Source organism: Nocardia asteroides (assembly GCF_021183625.1).
Lineage (GTDB): Bacteria > Actinomycetota > Actinomycetes > Mycobacteriales > Mycobacteriaceae > Nocardia > Nocardia asteroides_A.
The window spans coordinates 3125677-3133504 of the sequence record NZ_CP089214.1; the positions used below are offsets into that span (position 1 = coordinate 3125677).

The 7828-nt window shown below is 67.2% G+C and carries 10 protein-coding genes; 8 read left to right on the top strand and 2 right to left on the bottom strand.

The window, feature by feature from the left end; translation table 11 throughout:
• The first annotated feature begins 12 nt into the window (after nucleotides 1-12).
• The gene (locus LTT61_RS15135; protein WP_233020597.1) at nucleotides 13-432 is read left to right on the top strand and encodes a hypothetical protein; all 420 of its coding nucleotides are present in this window, start codon (nucleotides 13-15) and stop codon (nucleotides 430-432) included.
• Between the two features lie 203 nt (nucleotides 433-635).
• Nucleotides 636-1793, top strand: a complete 1158-nt coding sequence (locus LTT61_RS15140; protein ID WP_233020598.1) for an FAD-dependent monooxygenase — start codon at nucleotides 636-638, stop codon at nucleotides 1791-1793.
• A gap of 126 nt (nucleotides 1794-1919) precedes the next feature.
• On the opposite strand, the gene LTT61_RS15145 is transcribed toward LTT61_RS15140, so the two are convergent.
• Complete coding sequence (locus LTT61_RS15145) at nucleotides 1920-3575, bottom strand: RNA-binding domain-containing protein (protein WP_233020599.1); 1656 nt, start codon at nucleotides 3573-3575, stop codon at nucleotides 1920-1922.
• A 54-nt stretch (nucleotides 3576-3629) separates the two neighbouring features.
• Nucleotides 3630-4289 carry a class I SAM-dependent methyltransferase gene (locus LTT61_RS15150; protein ID WP_233020600.1) on the bottom strand — a complete coding sequence of 220 codons (660 nt, stop codon included), beginning with the start codon at nucleotides 4287-4289 and terminating at the stop codon, nucleotides 3630-3632.
• 87 nt (nucleotides 4290-4376) lie between these two features.
• On the opposite strand from LTT61_RS15150, the gene LTT61_RS15155 reads away from it, so the two are divergent.
• The 6 genes from LTT61_RS15155 (at nucleotide 4377) to LTT61_RS15180 (ending at nucleotide 7687) form a co-directional block, all read left to right on the top strand.
• Entirely contained in the window at nucleotides 4377-4955 is a 579-nt protein-coding gene (locus LTT61_RS15155; RefSeq protein WP_233020601.1) for a TetR/AcrR family transcriptional regulator, read from the top strand.
• A gap of 11 nt (nucleotides 4956-4966) precedes the next feature.
• Complete coding sequence (locus LTT61_RS15160) at nucleotides 4967-5437, top strand: nitroreductase family deazaflavin-dependent oxidoreductase (RefSeq protein ID WP_233020602.1); 471 nt, start codon at nucleotides 4967-4969, stop codon at nucleotides 5435-5437.
• Between the two features lie 60 nt (nucleotides 5438-5497).
• A complete protein-coding gene (locus tag LTT61_RS15165) occupies nucleotides 5498-6478 on the top strand; it encodes an isopenicillin N synthase family dioxygenase (protein WP_233020603.1) in 981 nt (326 codons plus the stop codon).
• A gap of 69 nt (nucleotides 6479-6547) precedes the next feature.
• Nucleotides 6548-6784: a hypothetical protein gene (locus LTT61_RS15170; RefSeq protein WP_233020604.1), complete on the top strand. Its 237-nt coding sequence runs from the start codon at nucleotides 6548-6550 to the stop codon at nucleotides 6782-6784.
• A gap of 1 nt (nucleotide 6785) precedes the next feature.
• Nucleotides 6786-7124: a type II toxin-antitoxin system HicB family antitoxin gene (locus LTT61_RS15175; protein ID WP_233020605.1), complete on the top strand. Its 339-nt coding sequence runs from the start codon at nucleotides 6786-6788 to the stop codon at nucleotides 7122-7124.
• Between the two features lie 56 nt (nucleotides 7125-7180).
• Complete coding sequence (locus tag LTT61_RS15180; protein WP_233020606.1) at nucleotides 7181-7687, top strand: MSMEG_6728 family protein; 507 nt, start codon at nucleotides 7181-7183, stop codon at nucleotides 7685-7687.
• The last annotated feature ends 141 nt before the right edge of the window (nucleotides 7688-7828 follow it).

Here is a 7828-nt window from a genome sequence, read left to right on the forward strand (position 1 = left end):
GGAATCTCGCCGGTGATCTTCGTCGGCGTAATCGCATGGGGACGAATTCGCGCCGAAGTCGATCCGCCGGCAGAAATGCGACATGCCACGTCCACCGAGGTGGATGGCTTCGAGGAAGTCTCTCTCAGCAGTGCGAATATCGATCGCCTGATGGTCACCAAGACCTTCATCGGCCCTGTGGTCGACAGGCCACAGGATGGAATCAACTCGCCAGGTGCGGCGTTCACGCCGATGGACAGGGCGAACGCTTCGTACGGCACGATATTTCTCGTACACGGATCCTATCGAGATGGTTGCTTCGTAGGCGTCCACCAGATCGGCGACGGGCGAGCGCTGAGGGGCGTCGAGGGGTTGTCGGATACCCAACGCGGCGAGGTGGCCCGGGGCGAAAAGATAGTCTTGGAAATGAAGTTCGCGTGCGGGCAAGGGTGATTTCCCGTTCGACGTAACACGGTCTCGGAAATGCGGAGGCTCACGTCAACCATGTTCCGGCACCTGGCGAGGACCTGCTGGCCGTTCGCCGAACAGTCGTAATCAGGTACCTCGTGCGGTAGTGGCCTTCACGCCTACCGATGATTTCCGCGCGGGTGTGCCGTCCTACCTTCGACTAGCCGGAGAGCGCAGGAGGAACGGACATGCCGAACAGGGTTCTGATCGCGGGAGCGAGTATCGCGGGGCCCGCGCTGGCGCACTGGCTGAAACGGTGGGGCGCGGAGGTCACCGTGGTCGAGCGGGCGCCCGAGCTACGGCCCGGCGGCCAGGCTGTCGACGCGCGCGGAGTGACGAAGGAGGTCATCCGGCGGATGGGGCTGGACGCGGCGGTGCGCGCGGCCCGGACCAAGACCGCGGGTGCGCACACCGTCGACGCGGACGGGAACGTGCTGGAGACCTTCAGCGCGGAGGACGACGGCGGCGATGGGTACATCGCGGACATCGAGATCCTGCGGGGGGACTTCTCCCGCGTGCTCTACGACGCCACCCGCGCCGACGTCGAGTACCGCTTCGGCGACCGCATCGCCGAACTCACCCAGGACGCCGACGGGGTCGAGGTGACCTTCGCGAGCGGTGACCGGCGGCGCTTCGAGCTGGTGATCGGCGCGGACGGGCTGCACTCGTCGCTGCGCGCCCTGGTCTTCGGCCCGCACGAGCGGTTCGTCCACCACCTCGGGCACATGCTCGCCTTCTACAGCGTGCCCAACGAGTTCGGCCTGGACCGCTGGCTCCTCGACCACCAGGAGCCGGGCCGCTCGGCCGGGCTCCGGCCCATCCGGGACGCCGAGCAGGCCATGGCGATCTTCACCTTCGCGGCGTCCGGCGTGGCGGTCGACCACCGCGACATCTCCGCGCAGAAGGCGCTGTTGCGGGAGCGGATGGCCGGGCTCGGCTGGGAAACCGAGCGCATCCTCGCGCACCTCGACGACACGCCGGACTTCTACCTGGACCAGGTCGCCCAGGTGAAGATGGAGCACTGGTCCAGCGGCCGGGTCGCGCTGCTCGGGGACGCGGCGTTCAGCTCGTCCCCGCTCTCCGGACAGGGCACCGGACTGGCCCTGGTCGGCGCATACCTGCTCGCCGGGGAGCTGGCCGCGGCCGGCTGGGACCCGGAAGCCGGCTTCCCGGCCTACGAGCGGCGGATGCGCCCGTTCGTCGAGGCGAACCAGGAGATGGGCCGGCTGCACGCCCGGAGCAAGGACATCCCGCCCCCGCCGGAGCCGGAGTGGGACTTCGAGCTCATCAACCGTGCGATCAACGGCATCGAGCTGCCTGACTACGCACCGGTCAGAGCGCGATAAGTACCATGCGCTGCAGCGCCTTTCTGCGCTGGATCGACTGCAGAAAGAAGCAGAAACAAGTTCACCCGCCCTGCTCCCCACATAGGGCCCTGACCAGTGCTGATGTACGAGCGTTCCTTTCTGCATTCAAGTAACGAGTCGCCACCGGGAATCCCGCCGAGAACCGGCGTTCTCGATGCGCCCCGCTCGTCGCAGCCGGGTCAGCAGCGTGCTCACCTTCCGGTACTTCTCCTCCGGATCGAGCGCGTCGCTGAACTTGCCGAGGAGAAATGCGTCGATCTCGGTCCTGGTGGCCTCCCCGAACTGCGCCAGATACTCGGTGAGCAGCCTTTCGTAGTGTTCGTTGTCCAAAGCCCGGGTTCGGATGTAGTCGGCTTTGGCGTCGGTCGCTGTGGCTACGGCCGCACTCACGTGCAGGTGCGGTCGGCGCCCTTCGATCAGCTTCTGCTTTCGGAGGCGTTTGGCCGCTTCGTCAGGAATCGGCAGATTCTTCTGCACACGATCGAGAGCCAGAATGTCGTCCAGACGCAGATCGGTACGAACCATGAGCAGTCGTGAGTATCCCTCGTCGATGACCGCCCCGGGGATCGACAATTTCACCTCACCGGGGTCGGCCAGGTCATAGTCCGGCAAGGGCAGAAAGCGGCGGACCTGATCCTGCACCATGCGGTGGATGCCGTAGCCCATCTGATCTATGAGGTTCAGCTGGGTCATCGCCTCTACCAGAAAAGGGTTGCGGTAGCTGCGAGGCATCCTGCCGTGCAGGACGTACTCGTCGGGTGCGCCGTCGAAAAACTCTCCGACGCTGATGAATTCGAGCCGATCGACGCGTTCGACGACAATGATCCGAGAGTTTCGGCGGTAGTCCTGGTGAGCGATGCAGTTGTAGAAGGCTTCGAGAATACTGCGCTCGTCATACTTGCTGATCTCGCGGTAGATCAACTCGTCCGGGGGAAGCAATCTGATCTGCACATTCCGAATCCGCTTGGACAGAGCCGTCGCGGTGAGCAAGAAAGGCAGATGAAAATGCTCGTATGCCTGCTCCGGACCAACGAGACTCCAGGTGAGTTGCGCGGGATGGGGGCTCAGCAGATGGCGAGCACGATCAGCGCCGAGGAGGAGCAGGCATGCACGGGTGATACGGCCGTTCCGAGTCAACTTTGCGCGGTCCAGGAAGGTCGTGTCATCCCACGATTCGACCTCACGCGCCGGGATGCGAGCATCCCGCCGTTCCGCGAATCCCTGTCGAGCGCGGGCGAGGGCTACCGGATCGAGATCGCCGAGCGTTGCCTCCGGGACAACACCAGCAGTCCAGTCCGTCTCGGCCGACTGTGCGCGGATCGCATCGAGCTTGGTGTCGGAGAGAGGTTCGAGGCTCTCGCCGGCTCGTGCCCAGCAGTGCCCCTTCCAAGGAATCGGGATGCTGCGGGGCGCTGCCGGGATCTCGAGCAGGACCACCATGCGGCCGTCGCGATCGAGCTGATGTATCTGCCGCAAGCTGAGGCGGTGCCCGGTCGACTGCTGAATCTCCCGCTTCAATGCCTGCTGCTGCCCCAGGGAGGACAAGTGGCGCGTGCCGACGATCTGACCGTCGTCGGCGACTCCGAACACCAACCATCCCGCATCGACGCCACGCAGATTCGCTTCATTGCTCAGCGCAGAGACGTACTTGCCGGTCTTGTTCGTGTCGAACTGATCGCGAGCGGTCTTGAATTCGACAACTTCGCTCTCACGTCCGGCGATGAGCCGATCGAGTAGGTCCGCGAGCTCATCGGGCGCCATGAGGACCAGAGCTTAGCCGTGACCCCGGAAATCCCCATGGGGCACGAACCCATCTCACCCGGTCGGCGCCACCCGCTGCAGGACCCGCAGCGAGCCGGTGTGCCCGATCTCGCGGAACTCTCCGCTCTCCAGCGCCCGGCAGTAGATCTCGTACGGCGGGCGCCCGCCGTCGGCCGGGTCGGGGAAGACGTCGTGGATCGCCAGCACCCCGCCATCGGCGACCCACGGCGCCCAGCCGTCGTAGTCGCGGTGCGCCGCCTCGCTGGAGTGCCCGCCGTCGATGAAGAGGAAGGCGATGGGGGTGCGCCAGGTGGCGGCGACGGTGGGCGAATCGCCGACGATCGCGAGCACGCGGTCGGTGAGCCCGGCCTTGACCACGGCCCGGCGGAAAGTCGGCAACGTGTCGAAACGGCCGGTCTCGGGATCGACCAGGGAGCTGTCGTGGTATTCCCAGCCGGGCTGGTGCTCTTCCGAACCCTGGTGGTGATCGATGGTGTACAGCACCGCGTCGATTTCCCGGGCGGCGGCACCGAGCAGAATTGCGGATTTCCCGCAATAGGTTCCGATCTCCACCATCACGGCACCCGCGGCGAATTGTTTCGCGGCGTCGAAGAGCGCGCGCCCCTCGTGTTCCGGAAGAAAGCCGGGAACCTTCTCCGCGAAAGCGAACAACTCCTCGGTCGTTGCTACTCCCAGGGTGTTGACCGGTGCCATTGTGACCTGTCTCTCCACTCGTTGACCTGCGGTGACGCCACTCGGGCGAGTTGATCCCACCCGGTGTTCAGAGTATCATCCAGACACATGTCCGATGGCGATTCCAAGATCCTCGAAGCGACCCGCAGGCGCCTCACCGGGAAGCAAGCCGAAACGGTCGAGAAGCTCACGACATCGGCCATGACGGTACTCGCGCGCGAGGGTTTCGCCGGGATGACCATCCGTATGGTAGCGGCAGGCGCGGGGGTCGGGACGGCCACCGCCTACACCTATTTCTCCTCCAAGGAGCACCTGGTCGCCGAGATATTCTGGCGCCGCCTGCGCAGTTCGCCCTCGCCGGTGAGCGACGACGCCGACCCCGTGGTGCGGGTGCTCGCCGAACTCCGCAATATCGCCCTGCTGGTCGCGGACGAGCCGGAATTCTCCGGCGCGGTCACCAGCGCGCTGCTCGGGCGCGACCCGGACGTGCAGCACCTGCGGCTCCGCATCGGCGTCGAGATCCGCAACCGGCTCACCGGCGCGCTCGCCCCGAACGCGGACACCGGGATCGTGGAATCGCTGGAGCTGCTCTATGCCGGTGCCCTGGTGCGCGCCGGAATGGGGTACGAATCGTATTCCGAGATCGCCGAGCGCATCGAGCGCTCCGCCAAGCTCATCCTGCGCTGAAAAGGACGTCCATGGACAAGCCCCGCCTGCTCGACTCCGCCCTGGTCGGGACGATCATGAAGTACGGATCGCGGGCCAATACCTGGATCTACCGCCGCACCAACGGCAAGGTCGGCGGCAGCTGGCGGGTCGGGGCCGGCTTCCGCAAGCCGGTGCCGACGCTGCTGCTCGAGCACACCGGGCGGAAGTCGGGCAAGACGTTCACCGCGCCGCTGCTCTACATCACCGACGGCGCCGACATCGTGGTGGTCGGGTCGCAGGGCGGGAAGGCGGACCACCCGCAGTGGTACCTGAACCTGCTCGCGCACCCGCAGGCGCACGTGCAGATCGGCGGTGAGCACAGGGCCGTCGTCGCGCGCGAGGCCGACGATGCCGAGCGGGAGCGGCTGTGGCCGCGGCTGGTCGAGGCGTATGCGGATTTCGACACGTACCAGTCCTGGACGCAGCGGCGGATTCCGGTCGTGCTGCTCAGCCCGGCCTGATTTGGCTCGAGCCGAGCCGAGGGGTTGGCCGGGGGCGCGGGCAGGCGGCACGGTGGAGTGATGCTGCCCGTGCTGGATCTCGCCGCCGACCCGGCCACGCTGCGCCCCGCCCTGCGCGAGGCCGCGCATTCGGCGGGGTTCTTCTACCTGGTCGGGCACGGGGTGCCGGAGGCCGAGATCAGCGGGATCCTCGCGCTTGCCCGCGAGTTCTTCGCGCTGCCCGCTGCGGCGAAGGCCGAGATCAGCCAGTTGGAGAGCCCGCAGTTCCGCGGGTATTCGCGGCTCGGAGGTGAGCTCACCAACGGCTCCGTGGACTGGCGGGAGCAGGTCGATATCGGCCCCGAGCGGCCGGTGATTCCCGGCGTCGACGGGTACCTGCGGTTGCAGGGGCCGAACCTGTGGCCGTCCGCGCTGCCCGCCTTCCGGCCCGCGTTCGAGCGGTGGGATGCGCTGCTCTCCGCGGTCGGGCTGCGGTTGCTGCGGCACTGGTCGGTGTCGCTCGGCGCCGCCGCATCGCACTTCGACGCCGCGTTCGCCCGCGATCCGGCTACCCTGATCAAGGTGGTGCGCTACCCGGGCAGCGCGGAAAATCCGCAGGGTGTCGGGGCGCACAAGGACTCCGGCGTCCTGACGCTCCTGCTGGTCGAGCCCGGTTCGCGCGGTTTGCAGGTCGAGGGCGAGGACGGGAGCTGGATCGACGCCGACCCGCTCCCCGGCGCCTTCATCGTCAATATCGGCGAACTGCTCGAAGTCGCCACCGGCGGATACCTGCGCGCCACCCGCCACCGCGCGCTCGCCCCCGCCCCCGGCACCGACCGCATCTCCATCCCGTACTTCCTGAACCCGGTGCTCGACGCGCGGATTCCGGTGATCACGCTGCCACCTGAACTCGCCGCGCGCTCCCGCGGGGTGGAGGCCGATCCGGCGAATCCGATCTTCGATACGTATGGGGCGAACGCTTGGAAGTCGCGGACACGTGCGCATCCTGATGTTGCGCTGCGGCATCACGGGATCAGGCCCCCTGGGCCCGGAAGCAAATAGGTTTCCATCTACCAGTATCGCCGGTGATACTATCGACGCATTGCCAAGGCCGAGAAGGTTCTCGCGAGAATGCGTGAATCACCCACCAACATCAGCTATTCGGAGCTCTATCTCGTGTGCTGCGCGTACTTCGGGGCGCCGCGGCGGAAGGGAACCAGTCATGCGGTGTTCCGGATGCCGTGGCCGGGCGATCCGCGCGTCGATATCCAGCGGGGCCCGGATGGTGGCGCCAAGGTCTACCAGGTGAAACAAGCTGTCGCGGCGATCGACCAACTGCTGCGGCTGGGATCGGAAGACGGTGACTGACATGGCTGACCTGCCCGACCACACCCACTACGCCTACCGCGTGCTGTGGTCCGCCGACGACGCTGAGTTCGTCGGCCTGTGCGCGGAGCTGCCCTCGCTCTCATGGCTCGCCGCCACTCAGGAGGAGGCGCTCGCCGGCATCCGCGACCTGGTGCTGGACACCGTGGCGGACCTCGCTTCGAACGGTGAACCGGTGCCGCACCCGCTGGCGGAGCGGAAGTACAGCGGGAAGTTCATGGTCCGCGTCTCGGCCGAACTGCACGCGCGGCTGGTGCGCGAAGCGGCCGAGATGAACGTCTCGCTCAATCAGCTGGCGGGCCAGCGGCTCGCGGCGAGCTGACTCACCGTCGTTGTCATGGCGCGAGTGAGCGTGCGGAGAACGGGTAGGTGCTGGTGGTGCAGACCTTTCTGCCCTACGCCGACTTCACCGCGACCGCCCGCGTGCTGGATCTGAAGCGGCTGGGGAAGCAGCGGGTGGAGGGGATTCAGGTGGTGCGGGCGCTGACGGTGCCCGGCTACGGGTGGCGGCATCATCCGGCGGCGGCGATGTGGGCGGGGTACGAGGAGGCGCTGGTCCGGTACGGGCTGGAGGTGTGCGCGGCGTGGGTGGAGCTGGGGCACGCGGACAGTTGTGCGGCGACGATGGTGCGAGATCTGGCGGCGGGGACCGGGATTGCTGTGCCGCGGACGCAGGGGGAGCTGGCGGTGGCGGGCGAGTTGCCGCCGTGGCTCGGGGATGCGGCGTTTCATCGGAGTCATCAGGCGGCGCTGGTGCACAAGGATCCGGAGTTCTACCGGGTGCACTTTCCAGAGGTGCCGGAGGACCTGCCCTACGTGTGGCCGGGGTCGGATCGGCCGCGCAGGGTGCCGGTGAGCGCATCCGCGGCCGACGCGAAGGCTTAGTCGCTGTGTGGCGGCCCCGCCCGAGGCCGCCGGGGGGCACACGCCGCTGCCGCGCGCGAGAGCGAAGAGAGATCCGGGCCGCGATCCGCGATCCGGGCGTGCGGGCCCTGCGGCCCCGTGCGAGACGGGGCCGCAGGCGGA